Source organism: Pseudomonas sp. H3_A02 (assembly GCF_054671965.1).
On the sequence record NZ_CP162807.1, the window covers coordinates 5,315,080 to 5,338,512 of the forward strand.

Genomic DNA, 23,433 nt, shown 5'->3' on the forward strand with positions numbered 1-23,433 from the left:
CAACTGGCTACAAGGTTGACGGGCATTCTACTCGCTGTGCAGGTTTGCATAAATCGACTCTGCGAGCTTTTTACTGATACCGGGTGCTTTGGCTATCTCCTCGATGCTGGCACGAGACAGTTCCTGCAATCCACCAAAATGTTTCAACAAGTCGCGACGGCGCGTCGGACCGACGCCTGCCACACCCTCCAGTGTAGACGTACGGCGCGTCTTGCCACGACGGGCACGGTGTCCAGTGATGGCGAAACGGTGGGCTTCGTCGCGGATCTGCTGGATCAGGTGCAGCGCCGGCGAATCGCCCTTGAGGGTGAACTCATGGGCGGCATCGTTCAGGTACAAGGTCTCGAAGCCGGCCTTGCGCGTCGCGCCCTTGGCCACGCCCAGCAGGATCAGGTCGGGGACCATCAGCTCATTGAGCACATCGCGGGCCATGGACAACTGGCCTTTGCCGCCGTCCACCAGAAGGATATCCGGCAACTTGCCCTCCCCGTCCTTCAGCTTGCCGAAGCGTCGCATCAATGCCTGGTGCATCGCCGCGTAGTCATCGCCGGGCGTGACGCCTTCGATGTTATAACGGCGGTAATCGGACTTGATCGGGCCTTCCGGACCGAACACCACGCAGGACGCCACGGTCGCCTCGCCGCTGGAATGGCTGATGTCGTAGCACTCCAGCCGTTGCGGCGGCTCGTCCAGGTTGAGGACATCGGCCAGGGCATCGAACCGCGCCGCCACGTGCTGACGGTTGGCCAGGCGCGCACCCAGGGCCTGCTCGGCGTTGGTCACGGCCAGTTGCTGCCAACGGGCACGGGTGCCGCGAACGCGGTGGCTGATGGTCAGTTCGCGACCGCGAAGCTTGTCGATGGCTTCGATCAGAGCCGGAAAATCCTCATGGACCACATTGACGATCAACTCGGCGGGCAAGTCGCGTTCCGGGCTGCTGATGTAGTACTGGCCCAGGAATGCCGCCATGACCTCGGCCACGTCTTCCTCGATACCCACTTGGGGGAAGAAGTTCTTGCTGCCCAACACGCGACCACCGCGCACGCTGATCAAATGCACGCAGGCGCCGCCCGGGTTGATGAACGCGGCGATCACATCGACATCGCCGCTGCCACCTTCCATGCTTTGCTGGTCCTGCACCCGGCGCAGCAGGCCGATCTGGTCGCGCAGCTCGGCGGCCCGTTCAAACTCAAGGTTGACCGCCGCGTCCTCCATGGCTGCCGACAACTCGTCGGTCAGCGCATTGCTGCGCCCTTCCAGGAACATCACCGAATGACGCACGTCCTCGGCATAGACCTGCGGCTCGACAAACCCCACGCAAGGCGCCTTGCAGCGCTTGATCTGGTACTGCAGGCAGGGCCGGGTGCGATTCTTGTAGTAGCTGTCTTCACACTGGCGAACGAAAAAGGTCTTCTGCAGCAGGCTGAGGCTTTCACGAATCGCGCCGGCGCTGGGGTAAGGGCCGAAATACCGCCCCTTGGCCTTCTTCGCCCCGCGATGAATGCTCAGGCGCGGAAAGGCCCCGTCGGACAGGAACACGTAAGGGTAGGATTTGTCGTCGCGCAGCAGGATGTTGTACGGCGGGCGCCATTCCTTGATCAGCGTCTGCTCGAGCAGCAGCGCCTCGGTTTCATTGGCGGTGATCGTCGTTTCGACTTGCGCGATGCGCCCCACCAGGGCGGCAGTCTTCGGCGCTAGGCCGGTTTTGCGGAAATAACTGGCCAGGCGTTTCTTGAGGTTCTTGGCCTTGCCGACATAAAGCAGGCGCGCGTCGCTGTCGAACATGCGGTACACGCCGGGGCGACCGCTGCAGGTGGAGAGGAACGCGCTGGGATCAAACAATTCAGTCATTTTCAGGCGCTGGCATCGACCATGCCGTGGCGCACGGCCAACAGTGTCAATTCGACGTCACTGCTGATCGAAAGCTTCTCGAAGATACGGTAACGGTAGGTGTTAACGGTTTTAGGCGACAGGCACAGCTTGTCGGAGATGATCTGCACCTTCTGGCAACCGACAATCATCAGGGCAATCTGGATTTCCCGCTCCGACAGTGCATCGAAGGGCGAATCGTTGGTCGGCTGGAACGACTTGATCGCCAATTGCTGGGCGATCTGCGGGCTGATGTAGCGTTGCCCGGCAAAAACCAGACGAATGGCCTGGACCATCTCGTTCAAGCCGGCGCCCTTGGTGAGGTAGCCCGCCGCGCCCGCTTGCAACAGCCGGGTGGGGAATGGGTCCTCTTCGCAGACGGTCACCGCGACCACCTTGATGTCCGGGTGACTGCGCAGCAGCTTGCGCGTGGCTTCAAGACCGCCGATGCCGGGCATCTTGACGTCCATCAACACCACGTCGGGTTTCAATTCACGCGCCTTGATCAGGGACTCTTCCCCGGATTCAGCCTGGCCAACTACCTGCAAGCCATCGATGTCAGCCAGCATTCGTGTAATGCCCGTACGGACGAGATCATGGTCATCGACCACTAACACCCTAATCAAGCAGACACCTCACGATTTGGTCTTATTTGGGTTGCACAACACCTTAGCAAAAAGCATCCGGCAGACCTAGCGCAAAGGGACAGATAAAAGTTACAACGCATCTTTATCGGCACGGCATCCGAGGCTTCAAGCACCGACGTCTCGCTGCATCCTCAGGAAACACTCGTCCTCGCCCACGACACGCAGCCCCATGCGTTCGTACAACGCCCTGGCCGGATTATCCTTGAACACCGTCAGGCGCAGCGCCGGCCGACGTTCCAGCGCCACCAGGTCCCAAACCTGTCCGATCGCCCAGGTCCCGGCGCCCTGCCCGCGGAACGCCTCGCTTATTTGCAACTCCCGGATATACAACGCCCGGGCATCACGACTGAGGCTCACAAAGCCCAGCGCCTGGCCTGCACGGCTGATTATCCAGTTCTGGCGAATGATCCAGGCCAGATCGAATGCTTCGTCCTGCCAGAGCAAATCATGCCTGAGGTAATAAGGAAGCATGTTGTCGCAGGTCAGTTGCCGGGCGAAGTCGATGTCCCCGTTCGTTGCAGCACGCCACTCAAAGCTCATGAGGACTTCATCCGCCGTTGGTCACCGGCACGACTTGCCCGGCCCAGCCGTTGGCGTCGCGGCGGGCAACCACCAACAGCTCGCCCGTGCCTGGAGCCGCTGCGAGCAGCGAGCCATCAGGGCCCCAGATGGCGCTGCGGCCAGCCGATTCCCAACCGCCAGTGACGCCGCCATGATTAGCCATCAGCACGGTCATGGCATGCTGTCGGGCATAGCCTTGCAACAACGTCGTATCGGCCACGTAGCCACCCTCGGTGATCAACACCCCCGCTGCATACAGCGTAGCGCCCTGCCCGGCTGCCGCGGCCGCATGGCTGGCGTGGGAAAAATCGGCACACACCGCCAGGGCGATGTGATCCTCCCCCATTGTCAGCATCGAGCCACCATGGCCCGGAGCGAAGGCGACTTCTTCCCCTGGGTGCAGATGTTGCTTGCTGTACACCCCGAGGGAGCCGTCAGCGCCGAGGACCAGCGCGCCGATCAACACCGGAGCATCGGCCGACAGTCGAATGGGCATGCCCACCACGGCGGTCAGGCCGAGTTCCCGCGCCAGGTCACGCAGCGGTTGCAGTACGGCATCCTCCGGCAGGATCGCCAGATCCGCCGCCAGGCCACGTTCGTAACCGGAGAGCGACAATTCCGGGAAGACCAGCAACTGCACGCCCTGCTCAGCGGCAGCCTGCATGAAACGCTGATGACACGCGAGGTTGGTGCGAATGTCTCCCGCGACGGAAATCGACTGGGCGGCGGCGAAGGCTGGAACGGTCATGGGTCCTCCCTGGGAGGTGGTGCAAACTTGAAGTGTGTCATAAAGCCCGGCGGACTCAAGCCAGAGCGAACAATTGCATGCCCTCGATAGAATTTTCTGATTGAACCGCCGCCCCGCCCTCTAGTAAGCTCAGGGCCATTCATCGGAGACAGACCATGTTCAACGCCCTCTCACCGCTTAACACCGCCAGCGCCCCGCGCTCGGTTGCGGCTGCCCGGGCGAACAGTGTTCAAACTCCGGTCAGCTTTTATTTTGGGTATTGGTTTAGCCACTGGCGCGCCTGATACCCAACCGGCGCCCACTTTAAACGGGTCGCCTTCCAGAGTTTTCCAAACCCCCGGTCGGCCTCCCGACCGGGGGTTTTGTTTTTCCGGCCCCAGACATTCGCAACACCAGACAACTTGAGGATTGAGCCATGAACTACGCCACTTATTACCGTTACGACAGTTTTTCCGCCTGGCGATTTACCAGCCCCCGCTCGGGACAGCCTGCCGCCTCCGATCGGTCACCTACCGGTGGCAAGCCTCAATTTCGGGCCCATACGGCCAACTGTCGAACACCCCACTAGGACCGGCGCGGGAACGAACCCGCCGCCCGTCCAGGAAGCCAAAATCATGAATTCGTCCGTCTCTGCTTTGCCGCTGTCCACGCTCAACCCTGCCAACGAAGCCCTGACCCTGCGTCTGCCAAGCTCGTTGCAACTCAAGCATCAATTGCCGCTCAACACCGCGTTGAGCCACCAAGTGGACGCCCATCGCCAGGCGATCCGCGCGATCCTAGACGGTGAAGACTCCCGCCTGCTGGTCATCGTCGGCCCCTGCTCGATCCATGACCCCAAATCCGCCCTCGAATACGCCACCAACCTGGCTCGCCTGGCCCGCGAAGTGAGCGACAGCATGCTGCTGGTCATGCGCGCCTACGTGGAAAAGCCCCGCACGACTGTGGGTTGGAAAGGCCTGGCCTACGATCCAAGCCTGGATGGCAGCGACGATATGGCCGCCGGCCTGACCTTGTCCCGGGAGCTGATGCGCGAAATGCTGCAACTGGGCCTGCCCGTCGCCACCGAACTGTTGCAACCCATGGCCGCCAGTTACTTCGATGACCTGCTCAGTTGGGTCGCCATTGGCGCTCGCACCACCGAATCACAGATCCACCGGGAAATGGCCAGCGGCCTGGGCATGCCGGTAGGGTTCAAGAACGGCACGGACGGCGGGGTTGGCATTGCTTGCGATGCGATGCGCTCTGCCGCCCACCCCCATCGGCATTTCGGCGTCGACAGCCAGGGACATCCGGCGATCATCCAGACACCGGGCAACCCCGACACCCACCTGGTGCTGCGCGGTGGCCATCGCGGACCGAACTATGATCGCCAGAGCGTCACGCAGATACACAGTGACCTGACCCGCCTCAAGATACCGGCGCGGATCATGGTGGACTGCAGCCACGCCAACAGCGGCAAAGACCCGTTGCGCCAGCCGCAGGTGTTCAATGACGTGCTGGAACAACGGCTGCAAGGGAACCGCTCCCTGATCGGCATGATGCTCGAAAGCCACCTGTTCGAAGGCTGCCAGCCACTGGGTCCGTCGATGCGCTACGGCGTCTCGGTCACCGATGGCTGCCTGGGCTGGGAGTCCACCGAGCAGCTGTTGCGCGAGGCTCATCGCCGGTTGCAATTGCCCGCCTGAGTCCCGAACCCACCTTCCCCTGGAACCAGGGGTAAGCATGGGCCCCTTTGTGGGAGCGAGCTTGCTCGCGATGGCGTCAGTTCAGCCAGCATTGATGTTGCCTGACCCAATGTCATCGCGAGCAAGCTCGCTCCCACAAAGGCTGTGCAGGCCTTAGATCAGCGTCTTGGAACGCACCCGGACCGTCACCCACTCGGACCGCTGGCTGACGTCATCCAGGCGCTCGACCTGATAGAACACATTCACCGACCTGCCGCGCTGGTCCTGCCAGTAACTTGCAGGCATCACAAACACCACCGGTTTACCTGCCGTGGCCTCAGTGATTTCGCGCTCCAGGACATAAGCGGAGTTGCCGTTGCACTGCAACCAGACCAGCTCGCCCGCCTCAAGCCCGGGATCATCGATGACAATCGTTACCCCCTCTTGCAGCTCGTCGGCCTCCAGCCACCCTTCGTTCATCTCCCGAATCTGAAGGGCCTTCAGCGCAGGGCGCTGCAGCGGGCCGATATGCAACGACAAAGGCTCAGCCCGACGCACCGAGTGTCCACGCCTGACGACATAAGCCAAGGCCAGGTCGTGTCCCACATGGGGCGCGATCAGCGAATGATCGATCCAGAGCGATACCTCACGGCCAACCGCATGGGCTTCTATATCCAGTACATCGCGCCACAGCGCTTTGAAATCCTTGCTGGCAGTCAGGATCACGCGATCGCCGACCGCCATCCTGGCGTAGGGTCGAATGCTCACCCAGGTGCCTTCAGGCACCCGGTTCGGATCGAGGCTGCCTCCCACCGCATCGTTGGCAATGGCGGGCAGCAGTTGCGGCGATGCATCCCCGATCTCCAGTTGCAGGTGCTCCGAAACCAGCGCGGTCGGCAACCGCTTGCCCGTCACCTGGTAGGAGATCTCCAGCGAGCCGCCGTCCAACTCGGCGATATGCGGTTCGCGCACGACGAACACAACGTCTCGCCCCACCTGCCGCTCCGTGACGAACCCGGCCACTTCATGCCGGTAGGGTTCGCCATCGTTGTTGAGGCCGTGCCAACGCAGCAACACCTCATCCCCACACGTCATCATGGGATAAGGCTTGACGGTCACCACGGTGTTGCGCCAAGCGGGGTTGATCACCCCGTCCCTGGCCGCTGCCAGGACCGGTGGCGGCAGCCTTGTTGCAGAGGTTGAACGGAATCGTTGAAGCGATGGATAGGTGATCATGTACAGGCTCCAGTCCTTGGATGAAGGCATCGTTTGCATAACGGTGCCCGGGGGAGCCATTAAAACCCGCTCGCGCCAAACCCGCTGCCAGACAAGACGACAGCTGAAGTGGTCCTTGGCGTTCGAACCTGTAGCTGCAAACGACAGCGGCTATAGGAGGCCTCCTACATCCTCAAGTAGCGGCGGATTACTTCGCTCTCTTCCCACTTTTTTTATGCCGGTTTCCTTGGATCAGGGCGGTTTCTTCCTACACCGCACAGAATGAGCCTGCTTTAGAGTGAAGTCGCAAACTCAAGGTGAACCTCTTCGAAAAAGGTACGAACATGCAACGGAATGCAACCACTCAATTTCCCATCCTGTTGGTCCATGGGTTGTTCGGGTTTGACAAGGTCGGCGGCGTCGAACTTTTCCATGGCATCAAACAGGCCCTACGCGCAGGCGGTGCTCGGGTGTTCATCCCGCACTTGTCGGCCATCCACTCCAACGAGGCCAGAGGCGAGCAACTGCTGGCCCAGATCGATCGGGTGCTGGTCGGCACCGGCACCACCCGGGTCAACCTGATCGGCCACAGCCAGGGTGCGCTGGCCGCTCGCTATGCCGCCGCGCTGGCGCCCGACAGGGTGGCATCGGTCACGTCGGTCAGCGGCCCCAATCATGGTTCTGAACTGGCCGACTTCTTGCGCAAGGCCCTTACTCCCGGACGGCTGCCAGGGCATGTGGCGAGAGGCGTCGCCACGCTGTTCGCCGATTTCATTTCATTTTTGAACGGCCAGGCGCAGCTATCGCCGGCCGCCGTCGCCGCGCTGGCGACGCTGACCACCGAGGGCGTGGGCGCCTTCAATGACAAATATCCCCAGGGCCTGCCGAAGCACTGGGGCGGGGACGGCCCGGCCAGGGTCAACGGCGTGCGCTACTACTCGTGGAGCGGCACGCTGCGAAAATCGACGGACGAAGAACAAGAGCCTTTGCAGGCTTTCTGCCGGGCCTTTTCCGAGTACTTCATCACCGAAGCCGGGCAGAACGACGGTCTGGTCGGGCGTTTCAGCTCGCACCTGGGCAAGGTCATTCGCTCCGACTATCCCATGGACCACCTGGAGGCTATCAGCCCGGGAGGCGGCAAGACATGCAAGGGGGTAGCCCCCACAGAGCTTTACCTGCACCACGCCGAGCGCTTGCGCAAAGCCGGCCTTTGATCGCCAAGCCCAAGGTTTTGACGCAATTTTGACAACACCCCGCCAATGAATCCGGTAGGCTCAGCACCTTTAAATACATCGAAAGGAATTTGCCCCATGGCCAAAGCCACTGCCCGCCACATCCTGGTTTCCACCGAAGACAAGTGCAACGAACTCAAGGCCCAGATCGAGGCTGGCGCCGATTTCGCTGAAATTGCCAAGGCCAACTCCTCCTGCCCGTCCAGCCGTCAGGGCGGCGACCTGGGTTCGTTCGGCCCGGGCCAGATGGTCAAGGAATTCGACACCGTGGTGTTCAGCGCACCGCTCAACACCGTCCAAGGCCCGGTCAAGACCCAGTTCGGCTACCACCTGCTGGAAGTCACCAGCCGCCAGGATTGATGGTCCCTTGTGGGAGCAAGGCTTGCCGCCGCGATGAACGATAACGCGGAACATCTGTTGGACCGCGGCGCAGCAATCGCGGGCAAGCCTTGCTCCTACAGGCATTGCTCCCACAGGCCTTGCTCCTACAGATAATCCCTCGCCACAAGGGCTGGCGATTCAGGCGCCGCTCGCGTACAAATCGTCTCATCGATCACCCGGCTCTAAGGCTGACAATGCGACTGGCGTTCCCTTCACTGCTATTGATTGCCGTGGTCCTGCTGACAGGCGCTGCCGCCGTCGATGCGGCACCGCAACATGCCCTGACCGTCTATGGCGAACCCGCCAAATATGCCGAAGGCTTCGGCCACTTCGCCTACGCCAACCCCCAGGCACCAAAGGGCGGAACCATGCGCCGCTCGGCTGTGGAGATTGGTCACTTCGACCACATCCTGCCCTACATCGACAAAGGCATCGGCGTCAGCCAGATCGACGGGATGCTGTATTCGCCCCTGGCCCAGCGCTCTCTGGACGAGCCCTATACCGTCTATGGCCTGGTGGCGCAGAAGATGGAGCGTGCCGACGATGGCCTGTCCCTGCGCTTCTACCTGAACCCCAAGGCCCGCTTCGCCGATGGCAAGCCCATCACCGCCCAGGATGTGCGCTACAGCTTTGAGCTGTTGATGACCCAAGGCAGCCTGCGCTATCGCACCCAGTTCGCGGCGGTCAAGGACGTCGTGGTCGAGGACGAGCGCACCGTGCGCTTCAACTTCAAGAACAACGAAAGCCGCACCCTGCCCCTGGACATCGCCACCCTGCCGGTCTTTCCCGAACATTGGTGGAAGAGCCGCGATTTCGCCAACGGCGGCGGCTACGAGGCGCCCCTGGGCAGTGGCCCCTACCGGGTGAGCAAGGTCGATTCCGGTCGCAGCATCACGTTCGAGCGCAATGCCGATTGGTGGGGCAAGGACTTGCCGGTCAGTCGCGGGCTCTACAATTTCGACCACTTCAGCATCGAGTACTTTGGCGACACCGACGTCGCCCGCCAAGTGCTGCGCGGCGGCGCCTATGACTACAATCGCGAGTTTTCCGCCACCGGCTATTCCATCGGCTATGACGGCCCAGCCCTGCAAGACGGCCGTCTGCAAAAAGCCCACCTGGCCAAAGAGGCGCCCCAAACCGCCCAGGGTTTTGTCTTCAACCTGCAAAAACCGCAGTTCCAGGACCGCCGCGTGCGCCAGGCCCTGGCCATGCTCTGGGATTTCGAATGGAGCAACCGCCAGATGATGCGCAACGTCTATGTGCGTCAGCAGAGTTACTTTTCCAACACTGACCTCGCCGCCCGCAAACTGCCCGATGCCGGCGAGCTGGCGATTCTGGAGCCGTTGCGCGGGCAGATTCCCGACGAAGTCTTCACCCAGGTCTTCCAGGCCCCGAAAACCGATGGCAGCGGTGTGATCCGCGATAAGCAACTGCAAGCCCTGGCCCTGCTGGAACAGGCCGGCTGGAAACCCGACGGCGACCGTCTGGTGAATGCCGAGGGCGAACCGCTGAGCTTCACGTTCCTGAACAGCCAGAACGGTATCGACCGCCTGCTGCTGCCTTACAAACGCACCCTGGCGCAAATCGGCATCGACATGAGCATCCGCCGCATCGACGCGTCCCAATACGTCAATCGCCTGATGAGTCGCGACTACGACATGATCATCACCGGCTACCCCGTCAGCACCTCGCCGGGCATGGAACTCTATAATTACTTCGGTTCGGCGGCCGCCAACGATCCGGGGGCCAACAACTACATGGCCTTGAAGAACCCGGCGGTGGACGCGCTGATCGACGGCTTGGTCAAGGCCACCACCCAAGCCGACATGCTGCGCCATGTCCATGCCCTGGACCGGGTGCTGCAATGGAATTATTACTGGATTCCCAACTATTACCCGCCGGGCAGCTCGACCGTGTGGTGGAACCGCTTCGGCATGCCAAAGGTTCAGGCCAGCAATGACGAGGCCATCGAAAGCTGGTGGGAAGTGAGCACCACACCGCTGACCAACGAGCAGATGCGCGCCGAACGCATCAGGCGCGGCACACCCGGAGGGCCGCATTGATGTGGGCTTATATCGCGCGACGCCTGTTGTTGATCATCCCCACCCTGGTAATCATCCTGCTGGTGAACTTCGTCATCGTGCAGGCCGCGCCCGGCGGGCCGGTGGAACAGGCCATCGCCCATCTGCAAGGCATCGGCGGCGGCAGTGTCGGCAGCTCGGGCAGTGAGATGAGCGGCAGTTCCCGCGCCAGTCGCGGCCTGGACCCGCAACTGATCAAGGACATCGAGAAACAGTACGGCTTCGATAAACCGGCCCACGAGCGCCTGTGGCTGATGCTCAGCAGTTACGCCCGCCTCGACTTCGGCAAGAGTTTCTTTCGCGGTGCCACGGTCACCGACCTGATCCTGGAAAAGATGCCGGTGACCATTTCCCTTGGGCTCTGGGCAACGCTGATCACCTACCTGGTGTCGATCCCCCTGGGTATCCGCAAGGCCGTGCGCCACGGCTCGGCATTCGATGTGTGGAGCAGCACGGCGATCATCATTGGCTACGCCATGCCGGCGTTCCTCTTCGCGATGTTCCTGATCGTAATGTTCGCCGGCGGCACCTCGCTGAACTGGTTTCCGGTGCGCGGGCTGGTCTCGGACAACTTCGAGTCGCTGTCGACGCTGGGCAAGATCGCCGATTACTTCTGGCACCTGGTGCTGCCGGTCACCTCGCTGGTGATCGGCGGCTTCGCCACCCTGACGATCCTGACCAAGAACTCGTTCCTCAATGAAATCACCCGCCAGTATGTGGTCACGGCGCGGGCCAAGGGCATGAGCGAACAGCGGGTGCTCTACGGCCACGTGTTCCGCAATGCGATGCTACTGGTGGTCTCTGGCATTCCCCAGGCGTTCATCAGCGTGTTCTTTGCCGGCTCCTTGCTGATCGAGGTGATCTTTTCCCTCGACGGCCTGGGACGCATGAGCTACGAGGCCGCGGTGTCCCGGGATTATCCGGTGGTGTTCGGCTCGCTGTTCATCTTCACGCTGTTCGGCCTGCTGATCAAACTCATCGGCGACCTCTGCTACACCCTGGTGGACCCGCGCATCGACTTCGCCGCGAGGAATGCCTGATGTTCAAGCTTTCTCCCTTGGGCCGTCGACGCTTCGAACGTTTCAAGAAAAACCGTCGGGGCTGGTGGTCGCTGTGGCTGTTCATCAGCCTGTTCATCCTGAGCCTGGGCGGCGAGTTGATCGCCAATGACAAGCCACTGGTGGTCAGCTATCAGGGCTCGCTGTATTTCCCGGTGTTCAAGCGCTACACCGAGCAGGAGTTTGGCGGGCAGTTGCCGTTCCAGGCCGACTACCGCAGCAGCTACGTGCAGAACCTGATTCACAAGGATGGCGGCTGGCTGTGGTTTCCACCGATCCCGTTCAGCGACGACACCCCCAACTACGACCTCAATCAACCGGCGCCGAGCCCACCCTCGACGGTGAACTGGCTGGGCACTGACGACCAGTCCCGGGATGTGCTGGCCCGGGTGATCTTCGGCGCGCGGGTGTCGATCCTGTTTGCCCTGGCCCTGACCGCCATCAGCGCGCTGATCGGTATCGCCGCCGGTGCGTTGCAGGGCTATTACGGCGGCTGGGTGGATCTGCTCGGGCAACGCCTGCTGGAAGTCTGGTCCGGACTACCGGTGCTCTACCTGTTGATCATACTGTCTGGTTTTGTGGAGCCGAATTTCTGGTGGCTGCTGGGGATCATGGCGCTGTTTTCCTGGCTGGCCCTGGTGGACGTGGTCCGCGCCGAGTTCCTGCGCGGGCGCAACCTGGAATACGTCAAAGCCGCCAGGGCTCTGGGCTTGTCCGACCGCAAGGTGATCGTGCGGCATATCCTGCCCAACGCGATGAACGCCACCTTGAGCTATCTGCCCTTCATCCTTACCGGGGCGATCTCCACCCTGACCGCCCTGGATTTTCTTGGCTTCGGCATGCCGGCCGGGAGCGCCTCTCTGGGGGAACTGATCGCCCAGGGCAAGCAAAACCTGCAAGCACCGTGGCTGGGACTGACGGCGTTTTTCACCTTGGCGCTGATTCTTTCCCTGCTGGTGTTTATCGGCGAGGCGCTGCGCGACGCCTTTGATCCACGCTCTTGAAAACAGCCATGAAGCGGAACCTTGAGATGAGCAAAAACCTGATCGAAATCCGCGACCTGAGCGTGGCCTTCAACGACCAGACGGTGGTGCGCAACCTGTGCTTGGATATCCGCCCCGGCGAATGCCTGGCCCTGGTGGGCGAGTCGGGCTCCGGCAAGTCGGTGACGGCCCATTCGATCCTGCAACTGCTACCCGAGACCGGCACCCGCACCACCGGCAGCATTCGCTATCGCGGCCAGGAACTGCTGGGCGCCGAGGCCAAGACCCTGCGGGAGTTGCGCGGCAACCGCATTGCCATGATCTTCCAGGAGCCGATGACCTCGCTGAACCCGCTGCACAGCGTCGAGAAACAGATCGGTGAAACCCTGATGCTGCACCGGGGCCTGGGCGGCAAGGCAGCGCGTCAGCGCATTCTGGAACTGCTGGCCCTGGTGGGCATCCAGAAACCCACCGAGCGACTCAAGGCTTACCCCCATCAACTGTCCGGCGGCCAGCGGCAACGGGTGATGATCGCCATGGCCCTGGCCTGCGAGCCGGAACTGTTGATTGCCGACGAACCGACCACGGCGCTGGACGTGACCGTGCAACGCAAGATCCTGCTGTTGCTCAAGTCCTTGCAGCAACGCCTCGGCATGTCCTTGCTGCTGATCAGCCACGACCTCAACCTGGTGCGCAGCATCGCCCAACGGGTGTGCGTGATGAAGGCCGGGGAAATCGTCGAGCAGGCGCCGTGCGAAACCCTGTTCAGCGCCCCGAAACATCCCTATAGCTGCGAGCTGCTGCACGCCGAACCGGAAGGCGAAGCCCTGCCCCGGGACGAGCGCGAAGACGTGTTGCAGGTGCGGGACCTGCGCGTGAGCTTTGCCCTGGGCGGCGGACTGTTCCGGCGCAAGGAATATTTGCGCGCCGTGGACGGTATCAGCCTGAGCATCCAGCGCGGCAAGACCTTGGGCATCGTCGGCGAATCCGGTTCCGGCAAGTCCACGCTTGGCCAGGCGATCCTGCGACTGATCGAGTCCGAAGGCAGCATCCACTTCCAGGGCCAAGCCCTTGAGCAGTTATCCCACAAGGCACTGCGGCCGTGGCGCAAGAAAATGCAGGTGGTGTTCCAGGACCCGTTCGGCAGCCTCAGCCCGCGCATGTCGGTGCAGCAGATCATCAGCGAAGGCCTCGAAGTCCACAGCCCGTCCAGCCCCGAGCAATGTGAAGCACAGGTGATCCAGGCCCTCAAGGAAGTCGGCCTCGACCCGCAGAGCCGCCACCGCTACCCCCATGAATTTTCCGGTGGCCAGCGCCAACGCATCGCCATCGCCCGGGCCCTGGTGCTCAAGCCGGCCCTGATCCTGCTGGACGAACCGACCTCGGCCCTGGACCGCACCGTGCAGAAACAAGTGGTCGCGCTGCTGCGCCAGCTCCAGGAAAAGCACGGCCTGACCTACCTGTTCATCAGCCATGACCTGGCGGTGGTCCGCGCCCTGGCCCACGACATGATCGTGATCAAGGACGGCAAAGTGGTCGAGCAGGGCGCCAGCCATGACGTGTTCGACGCGCCCCAGCATCCCTATACCAAGGAGTTGTTGGCGGCGGCGCAGCCGCAGTAATCCCGGGTTCGCTCAGGCGCCACGTCGTTGATCCAGCGCTTGAGCGAATTCTCCCATCACCTCCACAACCTGCTGCGCGCCTCGATGAATATCCAGAATGACAGTGCCGGCCTGGTTAGCCAGTTCCACCCCCTGCTCTGCCTTGAGCATGCTCGATTGCATGCTGCTCACCGCTTGCCTGGCCAATTCACGGTTCTTGGCGACGACCTGAGTAATGGCCACAGTTGACTGGCTTGTACGTCGCGCCAGATTGCGCACCTCATCGGCCACCACCGCGAAGCCGCGTCCCTGCTCCCCGGCACGAGCCGCTTCGATGGCTGCATTGAGGGCAAGCAGATTGGTCTGTTCGGCGATGCCCCGGATGGCATCGACGATGCTACCGATTTCCTCGGACTGCGCGCTCAGGGCACCTATCCCGGCTGACACCTGTTGAAGCTCATCGGCGATGCTTTGCACCACCGTAACGGTTTGCTGAACCACACACGTGCCGATCCGGGTTTGCTCATCGGTCTGCCGGGACGTCTCGAAAGCAAGTCCGGCCGCTTTTGATTCACTTTGGCGCTGCTCGACTTCGCGAGTGCTGTCAGTGGCGAACTTGACCACGCCATACAAGCGCCCCCGTGCATCGTAGAGAGGGTTGTAGGTAGCCTGCAGCCAGACAGTCGCGCCTCGATTGTCGACGCGTTCGAAAAGGCCGGTCCTGTATTCACCGCGATTGAGCCCGGCCCAGAAGCCACGATAAGCCTCGCTCTGGGCCTCGCTTGGTTTGCAGAAAATCCGGTGATGCTGGCCCCGAATCTCTTGCAGGCGGTACCCCATGACGTTCATGAAATTCTCGTTGGCATTCACGACCTGACCGCTCAGATCAAATTCGATAACCGCCATGGAGCGGTCGATCGCTTGCATGAAGCTGGTTTCGGCCTGGGCGCGCAACACCTGCTCGTTGATATCGCGAACGATCAGGATGATGCGCTGCACCTTTGCATGTTGATCCAACACAGGGACGTAACTTGCATGCACCCACAGCCAGCTTCCATCACGCCGCAAATGCAGAAACTGGCTGTCGGCAGAAGAGCCCTGCCCCAACTGCCGCCATAACGCCGAGCACTCGGCGCTGCGCGAATAGGCAGGCTCACAAAACATCGAATGATGCTGACCGAGGGTTTCGCTGAGTGAATACCCCATCATTTTCAAAAAAACCGGGCTGACGTCGAGCACCTCACCCGTCGGGGTGAACTCGATGATTGCCATGCATTGCTGCAAGGCCGTCCGTTCGGCTTCGAGAATAGCCTGCCTGGCCTGGATTTCGTGCAAGGCGTCCTGATGCTTGCGAGTACGAATGAACATGGGTGGGGCTCCCGGAGGCGGTGAATGCGTGGCTGTAGCCACACGAAGGCAGAGATGCCCTCGCTAGATAGCCGCATTAAGCCACTACCGCAGGAAAACTTGTACAATTTTATTATTATGTATAACTATCGTCAGTCATACGGATCTCTATGGCACAGCCCAAGCCATTCAGCACCAGCCCATTTTCCAATGCTTGCTGTCGCGCAACTCGCGCCAGTCGAACACCGTTACACGAGCGCTGTACACAGCTTCAAGCTCAACCTGAATGGGTGTTCCCTCCTCATCACAGAGCAGCTTGGTGACGAGAAAATGCTTTTCCCGATCAGTCGGCGCACAGGCCGTCCATTTGGAGAGCTGCAGCTTGCGAGGGTTGAATTTATTCATGAGCGCTCTCAAAAATGTACAAAATAAGAATAACTGTACAACTTTCTCCAGCTGCCCACTACTGCGCAGACTTGCCGAGACCTCGTGTTGCCAGCGAGGCGCGCCACGCCACGGCAAAGAATGCGGGCGGAGTAGTGCTCGGCCAGCCGCTCCCGGCATAATGCCGCTCTTTGGCAACCCCTTTGATCGGAGGATGCCGGCAAATCCCACCTTCTGGAAATGCCCGATGAACCCCACCGAAAGCCTCAAGGATTACAAGCGCGTGCGCACGCTGGCGATCCGTTCGTTGTTCGAGATCATCGAGCAGTCCAGCGAAGGCACGGTGATTGTCGACCGTGACGCGAATATCGTCTGGATGAACGAACGCTACGCCCGACGCTTCGGCCTGAACTCGGCGCAGGAAGCGATTGGTCGGGCGTGCGAGAGCGTGATTCCCGGCAGCCTGTTGCGCGAAGTGGTGCGCACCGGGCGGCCGATCCTGCTGGACATGCAGGACACCCCCAAGGAGCCGCTGGTGGTGATGCGCCTGCCGATCCACGACAGCGCGGGCGCGGTGATCGGTGCCATCGGCTTTGCCTTGTTCGATGAATTGCGCAGCCTGTCGCCGATGCTCAAGCGCTATCTGAGCATGCAGGAAGAACTGGCCTCCACCCGTTCGCTGCTGCGGGCGCGGCAAACCAAGTACAACTTTGCCCATTTCATTGGCACCAGCAACGCCGGTCTTGAGGTCAAGCGCCGTGCCCGGCGCAGCGCCAGCGCCGATTCGCCGGTGCTGCTGCTCGGCGAAACCGGCACCGGCAAGGAACTGCTGGCCCAGGCCATCCACAGCGCTTCGCCGCGGGCGCACAAGGCGTTCGTCAGCATCAACAGCGCGGCGATTCCTGAATCACTGCTGGAAGCCGAATTCTTTGGTACCGCGCCTGGGGCCTTTACCGGGGCCGACCGCAAGGGCCGCGCCGGCAAGCTGCAGATCGCCCAGGGTGGCACGCTGTTCCTCGACGAGATTGGCGACATGCCGCTGCCGCTGCAAAGCAAACTGCTGCGAGTGCTCCAAGAAAAAGAGTACGAACCGGTGGGCTCCAACGAGGTGCTGCAAAGCGACGTGCGAATCATCGCCGCCACCTCCATGGACCTGGAAGCGGCGATCAAGCGCGGAGAGTTCCGCGCCGACCTGTATTACCGCCTCAACGTACTGCCGATCCAGGTCCCGCCGCTGCGCGAACGCCTGGATGATTTGCCGGCCCTGAGCGAAGCGATCCTGGAAGAGCTGCGCAGCCAGCACGAACTGAACCCCGCCGCCCTCGACCTGCTGCGGCAACACGCTTGGCCGGGCAATATCCGCGAACTGCGCAATGTGCTGGAACGGGCCGCGCTGCTCAGCGATGACCTGGTGCTCACGGCGGCGGACATTCGCGCAGCCATCGGGACCTTCATCCCGGTGACACGCCCGGCGGACGTGAGCTTCGAACCCCTGCCCCATGAAACCTTCAGCCAGGCCCGGGCGCGCTTCGACCGGCACTTGATCGAAACCACCCTCGCGCAATGCGGGGGCAAGGTGGTCGAAGCGGCCGGGCGGTTGGGGCTGGGGAGGTCGACGTTGTACAAGAAGATGGTGGCGTTGGGGATTGCGGAGTCTCAATAAAGAGATTCAATTCTCAAAATATAGACTATTGGTTTTTGGAGCGCTTTACGCTCATCGCGAGCAAGCTCGCTCCCACAGGGGACGGGGTTCTCTTGAGCTACGCGGTCAACTGTGGGAGCGAGCTTGCTCGCGATGAGGCCAGCCCAGCCCCTAAAAATCTCCAGATAGAGACAAAACCCTCGCACCCGCCCTACAAATCCAAATAATTTCCTTATATTTCAGATAGTTATACACCTGGCACAAAACTCGCTAAAGCCCCTCCAAGCTTCACCACAACAATAACAATCCCAGGAGACACACCATGAGTGTGATCATTGCCTTGGCAGCCCTCGCGCTGCTGATGGTTGCCGCCTACCGTGGCTACAGCGTTATCCTCTTTGCTCCCATCGCCGCCCTCGGTGCCGTCCTGCTCACCGACCCGTCCGCCGTCGCCCCTGCCTTCACCGGGGTGTTCATGGAGAAAATGGTCGGCTTCATCAAACTGTATTTCCCGGTGTTCCTGCTCGGCGCGGTGTTCGGCAAGCTGATCGAGCTGTCGGGGTTCTCTCGCTCCATCGTCGCCGCGGCGATTCGCTTGCTGGGCACACGCCAGGCCATGCTGGTGATCGTGCTGGTCTGCGCCGTGCTGACCTATGGCGGTGTGTCGCTGTTTGTCGTGGTGTTCGCGGTGTACCCGTTCGCCGCCGAGATGTTCCGCCAGAGCAATATTCCCAAGCGCCTGATCCCGGCCACCATCGCCCTCGGCGCGTTCTCGTTCACCATGGACGCCCTGCCCGGCACGCCGCAGATCCAGAACATCATCCCCAGCACGTTCTTCAACACCACCGCCTGGGCCGCACCGTGGCTGGGGGTGATCGGTACGATCTTCGTGTTCAGCCTCGGCATGCTGTTTTTGCAACGCCAGCGCAACAAGGCCCAGCGCGTGGGCGAAGGCTACGGCACCGAGTTGCGCAACGAGCCGGAAACCGCCGAAGACATCAAGCTGCCGAACCCCTGGATCGCCGTTTCGCCGCTGCTGGCGGTAGGGGTCATGAACCTGCTGTTCACCCAGTGGATTCCCCAATGGTATGGCAAGACCCACAGCCTGGCGCTGCCAGGCATGGCGACACCAGTGACCAGCGACATCGCCAAGCTCACCGCGATCTGGGCGGTGCAGGCGGCGTTGCTGGTGGGCATCATCATGGTCCTGCTGTTCGGCTTCCGGGCCATTCGCAGCAAACTGGCCGAAGGCAGCAAGAGTGCCGTGGGAGGTGCGTTGCTGGCGGCGATGAACACCGCGTCGGAATACGGCTTCGGCGCGGTCATCGCATCCTTGCCGGGCTTCCTGGTGCTGGCCGACTGGCTCAAAAACATTCCCAACCCATTGGTCAATGAAGCGGTGACGGTCACACTGCTGGCGGGCATCACCGGCTCTGCCTCGGGTGGCATGAGCATCGCCTTGGCGGCAATGTCTGAAAGCTTCATCAGCGCCGCCCACGCCGCCAACATTCCCCTGGAAGTGCTGCACCGGGTGGCCGCCATGGCCAGCGGCGGCATGGACACCCTGCCCCACAACGGCGCGGTGATTACCCTGCTGGCGGTGACCGGGCTGACCCACCGTGAAGCCTACAAAGACATTTTCTGCATTACGCTGATCAAGACCCTCGCGGTGTTCTTCGTGATCGCTGTGTTCTACGCCACTGGCATTGTGTGAGGCTCCCCATGACAACCCCTCTTTCGGGCAAGACCGCCCTGGTCACCGGCTCTACCAGCGGCATCGGCCTGGGCATCGCCCTGAGCCTGGCCAAGGCCGGCGCCAACCTGATCCTCAACGGCTTCGGCGATGCCTCGACGGTGATCGCCGAGGTGAAACAGTTCGGCGGCAAGGTCGGTCATCATCCGGCCGATGTCAGCGACTCGGCGCAGATCGCCGACATGCTCGCCTACGCCGAGCGCGAGTTCGGTGGCGTGGACATCCTGGTGAACAACGCCGGGATCCAGCACGTGGCCGCGGTGGAGGATTTCCCGGTGGAGCGCTGGGACTCGATCATTGCCATCAACCTGTCCTCGGTGTTCCACGCCACCCGCCTGAGCCTGCCAGGCATGCGCGCCAAGGGCTGGGGGCGGATTATCAACGTCGCCTCGGTGCACGGTCAGGTCGGTTCGGTAGGCAAGGCGGCGTACGTCGCGGCCAAGCATGGGGTGATCGGCCTGACCAAGGTGGTCGGCCTGGAGACCGCCACCAGCAACGTGACCTGCAACGCCATCTGCCCGGGCTGGGTGCTGACGCCGCTGGTGCAAAAACAGATCGACGACCGCATTGCCTCCGGCGTCGACCCGCAACAGGCACAGCATGACCTGTTGGCCGAGAAGCAGCCGTCCCTGGAATTCGTCACCCCGCCGCAGTTAGGAGAACTGGTGCTGTTTCTGTGCAGCGAAGCTGGGAGCCAGGTGCGGGGTGCGGCGTGGAATATTGATGGTGGATGGTTGGCCCAGTAAGCTCCTGCGAAGCCCTGTAGGAGCAAGGCTTGCCCGCGATGAAGTCGATGCGATTTTCAGAATCGAGGCGCCTGTTTCGCGAGCAAGCTTTGCTCCCACACCAGATTGAGCCGCTCTATAGTTTGTGTGTGCATAAAAAAAAAGAGGCCCCCATGTCCGACATCCTCTGGCAACCCAGCCCCGAACGCATCGCCCAGTCGCGCATGAACGCCTTTCGTCGGTTCGTCAACGCGCGGCATCACCTGCAACTGAACGACTACCCTACCCTACACGCCTGGAGCATCGACCAGCGCGAGGCCTTCTGGCAGGCCATTGTCGATTTCTTCGAGATTCACTTTCACCAAGCGCCCGACGCGGTACTGGTGGAGGGCGCGCAAATGCCCAGCGCTCGGTGGTTCCCTGGCGCCACGCTGAACTTCGCCGAACACCTGCTGCGTCGCCGCGATGACGCCGTCGCGGTGGTGGCGCTGGCCGAAAACGGCGGCCAGGAGCAACTGACCTGGAGCGAACTCGCCGTCCACGTTGCCGGCCTGCAAAAAAGCCTGCAAGCCGCCGGCGTCACCCGGGGCGACCGGGTCGCGGCGTGCATGCCCAACACCTGGCAGACACTGGTGGGCATGCTCGCCAGCACCAGCCTGGGCGCCATCTGGTCGTGCTCGTCACCGGACTTCGGCACCCAGGGCGTCATCGACCGGTTCGGCCAGATCGAGCCCAAGGTGCTGATCACCTGCGCCGGTTATCGCTATGCCAGCAAGCTCATCGACCAGCGCGCCAAGGTCAATGAAATCCTCGAACGGCTGCCGTCGCTGCAACAACTGATCGTGTTGCCTTATGCCCAACCTGACGCCCGCGTCGAAGACTTCAAGACCCCGGCCGCGGTTGCGTTGTGGAACGACTTCTATCAACCCGGTGGCGAGCCGGAATTCGTCAGCGTTCCGTTCGACCACCCGCTGTACATCCTCTACTCCAGCGGCACCACCGGGGTCCCTAAATGCATCGTCCATGGCACCGGTGGCGTGCTGCTGCAACACGTCAAGGAACATGGCCTGCACGTCGACCTCGGCCTCGAAGATCGGCTGTTCTACTACACGACCTGCGGCTGGATGATGTGGAACTGGCTAGTGTCGGCCCTCGCCGTGGGCAGCGCGGTGGTGCTCTACGATGGCTCGCCGTTCCACCCCGGTCCCGAGCGCTTGCTGGACCTGATCGATGAGCAGCGCATCAGCGTTTTCGGCACCAGCCCAAAATTCCTCGCGGCTCTGGAAAGCGAAGGCCTCAAGCCCCGGCAGACGCATCGTTTGGGCAGCCTGAAAACCCTCCTGTCCACCGGTTCGGCACTGGCGCCCCATAGCTACGACTACGTGTACCGGGACTTCAAGCCCGACGTCTGCCTGGCCTCGATGTCCGGCGGCACCGACATTGTCTCGTGCTTCGTCAACGGCAACCCACTGTCACCGGTGCGCCGGGGCGAAATGCAAGGCAAGAGCCTGGGCATGGCCGTGCAGGTCTGGAGCGAGGCCGGCAACCCGGTCATCGCTGAAAAAGGTGAGTTGGTGTGCACCCGGCATTTCCCGGCAATGCCCATTGGTTTATGGAATGACCCTCGACAGGAAAAACTGCGCGCGTCCTACTTCGCCCAGTTCCCCGGCGTCTGGGCCCAAGGTGACTACGCCGAAGAACTGCCCCACGGCGGCCTGTTGATCCATGGACGCTCCGACGCCGTGCTCAACCCGGGTGGCGTGCGCATCGGCACGGCGGAAATCTATCGGCAGGTGGAAAAGGTCGAGCAGGTGCTGGACAGCGTCGCCATCGGCCAGCAATGGCAGGGTGATGTCCGGGTGGTGCTGTTCGTGCGCCTGCGCGATGGCGTGACGCTGGATGATGCCTTGGAACAACGGATCCGCCAGGTCATCCGCGCCAACACCACACCACGGCATGTGCCGGCGAAAATCCTCGCGGTCAGTGATATTCCGCGAACCATCAGCGGCAAGGTGGTGGAGTTGGCGGTGCGCAATGTGGTGCATGGCGAGGTGGTGAAGAACACCGATGCCCTCGCCAACCCCGGGGCGCTGGAGCAGTTTCGGGATCGGCCGGAGCTTGCGAGCTGACCGTCAGGGCCTCACCTGTGCGGAGCAAAAACCTGTGGGAGCAAAGCTTGCTCGCGATGAACGGTAACGCGGTAGGTCTGAAAAACCGCGTCGCCAGCATCGCGAGCAAGCTTTGCTCCCACAGGCTTTGCTCCCACAGTTTTGCCCCCCAGGTGTTGCTCCCACAAGTGTTGTTCTCACAGAAATTTTCAATCCATAAGCCCCCACTCCCCCGCCGCCGGATCGGCCGGTGGCGCCGCAGTCCCCGACTCGCTATGCAACTTCAAACGCAACCGCAGGTTGTTCGCCGAGTCGGCGTTTTTCAGGGCTTCCTCCTCATCGATGGCGCCTTCGACCACCAGGTTGAACAGGGCCTGGTCAAAGGTTTGCATCCCCAGTTCCTCGGACTTTTCCATGATGCCCTTGAGCTCGCCGAGTTCGTTGCGCCGGATCAGGTCGGCCACCGTCGGTGAGCCCAGCATCACCTCCACCGCCGCCCGCCGCTGGCCGGCACGGGTGCGCACCAGGCGTTGGGAAACGAACGCCTTGAGGTTGTTGCCCAGGTCGTTGAGCAACTGCGGCCGGCGCTCTTCCGGGAAGAAATTGATCACCCGGTCCAGGGCCTGGTTGGCGTTATGGGCATGCAAGGTGGAAATCACCAGGTGCCCGGTATCGGCGAACGCCAGGGCATGCTCCATGGTTTCCCGATCGCGGATCTCGCCGATCAGCACCACATCCGGCGCCTGGCGCAGGGTGTTTTTCAGGGCCGCATGAAAACTGCGGGTGTCGACACCGACCTCCCGTTGGTTGATGATGGATTTCTTGTGCCGATGGATATACTCCACCGGATCCTCGATGGTGATGATGTGGCCGCTGCTGTTGCGATTGCGGTAATCGATCAGCGCCGCCAGGGAGGTCGACTTGCCTGAGCCGGTCGCACCGACGAACAGCATCAACCCCTGTTTCTCCATGATGCTGTCCAACAGCACCCGGGGCAGTTTCAGGTCTTCGAAGCGCGGGATGTCCAGCTTGACGTTGCGGATCACCATGGACACGTCATTGCGCTGCTTGAAGACATTGACCCGGAACCGCCCGACGCCGGCCAGGGAGATCGCCAGGTTCATTTCCAATTCCCGATCGAACTCAAGCCGCTGTTCGGCGTCCATCAAAGACTCGGCGAGCCGGGCAATGTCGCCGACCTTGAAGGCTTCGTTACCCAAGGGCTTGAGCACGCCCTCGAAACGCGCGCACGGCGGCGCCCCCGTGGACATGTAAAGGTCGGAACCATTTTGGCTCGCCAGGATTCGCAATAACGGATCGATTTCCATGGACTGAAACTTCCGCGAGACATCAATGAAACAAGTTGAGCCGAACATGAAACCCTTCAGACCCACCCGCACTTACTTTCCTCAAAGGATAGTAGACCCCGTGGTA

19 protein-coding genes are annotated in these 23,433 nt (G+C 61.7%); 11 read left to right on the forward strand and 8 right to left on the reverse strand.

Going from position 1 to position 23,433, the window contains the following annotated elements:
* Nucleotides 1-27: 27 nt before the first annotated feature.
* From uvrC to AB4N80_RS23340, 4 genes are all read right to left on the reverse strand, one after another.
* Nucleotides 28-1,851: an excinuclease ABC subunit UvrC gene (uvrC, locus tag AB4N80_RS23325; RefSeq protein ID WP_122568227.1), complete on the reverse strand. Its 1,824-nt coding sequence runs from the start codon at nt 1,849-1,851 to the stop codon at nt 28-30.
* A 2-nt stretch (nt 1,852-1,853) separates the two neighbouring features.
* Complete coding sequence (gene gacA, locus AB4N80_RS23330) at nt 1,854-2,495, reverse strand: response regulator transcription factor GacA (protein ID WP_003200277.1); 642 nt, start codon at nt 2,493-2,495, stop codon at nt 1,854-1,856.
* A 126-nt stretch (nt 2,496-2,621) separates the two neighbouring features.
* Nucleotides 2,622-3,056: a GNAT family N-acetyltransferase gene (locus tag AB4N80_RS23335; protein WP_122568226.1), complete on the reverse strand. Its 435-nt coding sequence runs from the start codon at nt 3,054-3,056 to the stop codon at nt 2,622-2,624.
* A gap of 7 nt (nt 3,057-3,063) precedes the next feature.
* Entirely contained in the window at nt 3,064-3,825 is a 762-nt protein-coding gene (locus AB4N80_RS23340) for a carbon-nitrogen hydrolase family protein (RefSeq protein WP_460079032.1), read from the reverse strand.
* A 614-nt stretch (nt 3,826-4,439) separates the two neighbouring features.
* On the opposite strand from AB4N80_RS23340, the gene AB4N80_RS23345 reads away from it, so the two are divergent.
* Nucleotides 4,440-5,510, forward strand: coding sequence for a 3-deoxy-7-phosphoheptulonate synthase (locus tag AB4N80_RS23345; RefSeq protein WP_305492095.1), 1,071 nt, complete (start codon nt 4,440-4,442; stop codon nt 5,508-5,510).
* Between the two features lie 153 nt (nt 5,511-5,663).
* On the opposite strand, the gene AB4N80_RS23350 is transcribed toward AB4N80_RS23345, so the two are convergent.
* Nucleotides 5,664-6,725 (reverse strand): hypothetical protein, encoded by a 1,062-nt coding sequence (locus AB4N80_RS23350; protein WP_305492094.1) that lies wholly within the window; start codon nt 6,723-6,725, stop codon nt 5,664-5,666.
* Nucleotides 6,726-7,048: 323 nt separating this feature from the next.
* Between AB4N80_RS23350 and AB4N80_RS23355 the strand changes: the two genes are divergently transcribed.
* The 6 genes from AB4N80_RS23355 to AB4N80_RS23380 all read left to right on the forward strand — a co-directional run bounded on the left by AB4N80_RS23355 (nt 7,049) and on the right by AB4N80_RS23380 (nt 14,061).
* On the forward strand, nt 7,049-7,918 hold the full coding sequence (locus AB4N80_RS23355) for an esterase/lipase family protein (protein ID WP_460079036.1): 870 nt from the start codon (nt 7,049-7,051) through the stop codon (nt 7,916-7,918).
* A gap of 96 nt (nt 7,919-8,014) precedes the next feature.
* Nucleotides 8,015-8,296 carry a peptidylprolyl isomerase gene (locus AB4N80_RS23360; RefSeq protein ID WP_122568222.1) on the forward strand — a complete coding sequence of 94 codons (282 nt, stop codon included), beginning with the start codon at nt 8,015-8,017 and terminating at the stop codon, nt 8,294-8,296.
* Nucleotides 8,297-8,511: 215 nt separating this feature from the next.
* On the forward strand, nt 8,512-10,380 hold the full coding sequence (locus tag AB4N80_RS23365) for an extracellular solute-binding protein (RefSeq protein ID WP_460079041.1): 1,869 nt from the start codon (nt 8,512-8,514) through the stop codon (nt 10,378-10,380).
* Nucleotides 10,380-11,438 (forward strand): microcin C ABC transporter permease YejB, encoded by a 1,059-nt coding sequence (locus AB4N80_RS23370; protein ID WP_122568220.1) that lies wholly within the window; start codon nt 10,380-10,382, stop codon nt 11,436-11,438. The genes AB4N80_RS23365 and AB4N80_RS23370 overlap by 1 nt, the downstream gene beginning before the upstream one ends.
* On the forward strand, nt 11,438-12,460 hold the full coding sequence (locus AB4N80_RS23375) for an ABC transporter permease (RefSeq protein WP_122568219.1): 1,023 nt from the start codon (nt 11,438-11,440) through the stop codon (nt 12,458-12,460). Before AB4N80_RS23370 ends, AB4N80_RS23375 begins: the two co-directional genes overlap by 1 nt.
* Nucleotides 12,461-12,486: 26 nt before the next feature.
* Entirely contained in the window at nt 12,487-14,061 is a 1,575-nt protein-coding gene (locus AB4N80_RS23380; protein WP_122568415.1) for an ABC transporter ATP-binding protein, read from the forward strand.
* Between the two features lie 12 nt (nt 14,062-14,073).
* Here AB4N80_RS23380 and AB4N80_RS23385 read toward each other — a convergent pair whose 3' ends face one another.
* Both AB4N80_RS23385 and AB4N80_RS23390 read right to left on the reverse strand, forming a co-directional pair.
* Complete coding sequence (locus AB4N80_RS23385; RefSeq protein WP_122568218.1) at nt 14,074-15,408, reverse strand: methyl-accepting chemotaxis protein; 1,335 nt, start codon at nt 15,406-15,408, stop codon at nt 14,074-14,076.
* 168 nt (nt 15,409-15,576) lie between these two features.
* Nucleotides 15,577-15,792, reverse strand: a complete 216-nt coding sequence (locus AB4N80_RS23390) for a TIGR02450 family Trp-rich protein (protein ID WP_122568217.1) — start codon at nt 15,790-15,792, stop codon at nt 15,577-15,579.
* A 226-nt stretch (nt 15,793-16,018) separates the two neighbouring features.
* Between AB4N80_RS23390 and AB4N80_RS23395 the strand changes: the two genes are divergently transcribed.
* The 4 genes from AB4N80_RS23395 (at nt 16,019) to AB4N80_RS23410 (ending at nt 22,020) form a co-directional block, all read left to right on the forward strand.
* Complete coding sequence (locus AB4N80_RS23395) at nt 16,019-17,434, forward strand: sigma-54 interaction domain-containing protein (protein ID WP_305492092.1); 1,416 nt, start codon at nt 16,019-16,021, stop codon at nt 17,432-17,434.
* Nucleotides 17,435-17,735: 301 nt separating this feature from the next.
* A complete protein-coding gene (locus tag AB4N80_RS23400; protein ID WP_305470513.1) occupies nt 17,736-19,127 on the forward strand; it encodes a GntP family permease in 1,392 nt (463 codons plus the stop codon).
* Nucleotides 19,128-19,135: 8 nt separating this feature from the next.
* On the forward strand, nt 19,136-19,912 hold the full coding sequence (locus tag AB4N80_RS23405; RefSeq protein WP_460079050.1) for a 3-hydroxybutyrate dehydrogenase: 777 nt from the start codon (nt 19,136-19,138) through the stop codon (nt 19,910-19,912).
* 152 nt (nt 19,913-20,064) lie between these two features.
* A complete protein-coding gene (locus tag AB4N80_RS23410; RefSeq protein WP_460079053.1) occupies nt 20,065-22,020 on the forward strand; it encodes an acetoacetate--CoA ligase in 1,956 nt (651 codons plus the stop codon).
* A 188-nt stretch (nt 22,021-22,208) separates the two neighbouring features.
* Here AB4N80_RS23410 and AB4N80_RS23415 read toward each other — a convergent pair whose 3' ends face one another.
* Nucleotides 22,209-23,327, reverse strand: a complete 1,119-nt coding sequence (locus AB4N80_RS23415) for a PilT/PilU family type 4a pilus ATPase (protein WP_122568414.1) — start codon at nt 23,325-23,327, stop codon at nt 22,209-22,211.
* Nucleotides 23,328-23,433 lie beyond the last annotated feature (106 nt).

Coding starts and splice junctions, on each gene's coding strand:
- AB4N80_RS23415 (WP_122568414.1), bottom strand. CDS start 23,327: ATGGAAATCGATCCGTTATTGCGAATCCTGGCGAGCCAAAATGGTTCC.
- AB4N80_RS23375 (WP_122568219.1), top strand. CDS start 11,438: ATGTTCAAGCTTTCTCCCTTGGGCCGTCGACGCTTCGAACGTTTCAAG.
- AB4N80_RS23355 (WP_460079036.1), top strand. CDS start 7,049: ATGCAACGGAATGCAACCACTCAATTTCCCATCCTGTTGGTCCATGGG.
- AB4N80_RS23395 (WP_305492092.1), top strand. CDS start 16,019: ATGAACCCCACCGAAAGCCTCAAGGATTACAAGCGCGTGCGCACGCTG.
- AB4N80_RS23385 (WP_122568218.1), bottom strand. CDS start 15,408: ATGTTCATTCGTACTCGCAAGCATCAGGACGCCTTGCACGAAATCCAG.
- AB4N80_RS23370 (WP_122568220.1), top strand. CDS start 10,380: ATGTGGGCTTATATCGCGCGACGCCTGTTGTTGATCATCCCCACCCTG.
- AB4N80_RS23400 (WP_305470513.1), top strand. CDS start 17,736: ATGAGTGTGATCATTGCCTTGGCAGCCCTCGCGCTGCTGATGGTTGCC.
- AB4N80_RS23365 (WP_460079041.1), top strand. CDS start 8,512: ATGCGACTGGCGTTCCCTTCACTGCTATTGATTGCCGTGGTCCTGCTG.
- AB4N80_RS23360 (WP_122568222.1), top strand. CDS start 8,015: ATGGCCAAAGCCACTGCCCGCCACATCCTGGTTTCCACCGAAGACAAG.
- AB4N80_RS23345 (WP_305492095.1), top strand. CDS start 4,440: ATGAATTCGTCCGTCTCTGCTTTGCCGCTGTCCACGCTCAACCCTGCC.
- AB4N80_RS23390 (WP_122568217.1), bottom strand. CDS start 15,792: ATGAATAAATTCAACCCTCGCAAGCTGCAGCTCTCCAAATGGACGGCC.
- AB4N80_RS23405 (WP_460079050.1), top strand. CDS start 19,136: ATGACAACCCCTCTTTCGGGCAAGACCGCCCTGGTCACCGGCTCTACC.
- uvrC (WP_122568227.1), bottom strand. CDS start 1,851: ATGACTGAATTGTTTGATCCCAGCGCGTTCCTCTCCACCTGCAGCGGT.
- AB4N80_RS23350 (WP_305492094.1), bottom strand. CDS start 6,725: ATGATCACCTATCCATCGCTTCAACGATTCCGTTCAACCTCTGCAACA.
- AB4N80_RS23335 (WP_122568226.1), bottom strand. CDS start 3,056: ATGAGCTTTGAGTGGCGTGCTGCAACGAACGGGGACATCGACTTCGCC.
- AB4N80_RS23340 (WP_460079032.1), bottom strand. CDS start 3,825: ATGACCGTTCCAGCCTTCGCCGCCGCCCAGTCGATTTCCGTCGCGGGA.
- AB4N80_RS23380 (WP_122568415.1), top strand. CDS start 12,487: ATGAGCAAAAACCTGATCGAAATCCGCGACCTGAGCGTGGCCTTCAAC.
- AB4N80_RS23410 (WP_460079053.1), top strand. CDS start 20,065: ATGTCCGACATCCTCTGGCAACCCAGCCCCGAACGCATCGCCCAGTCG.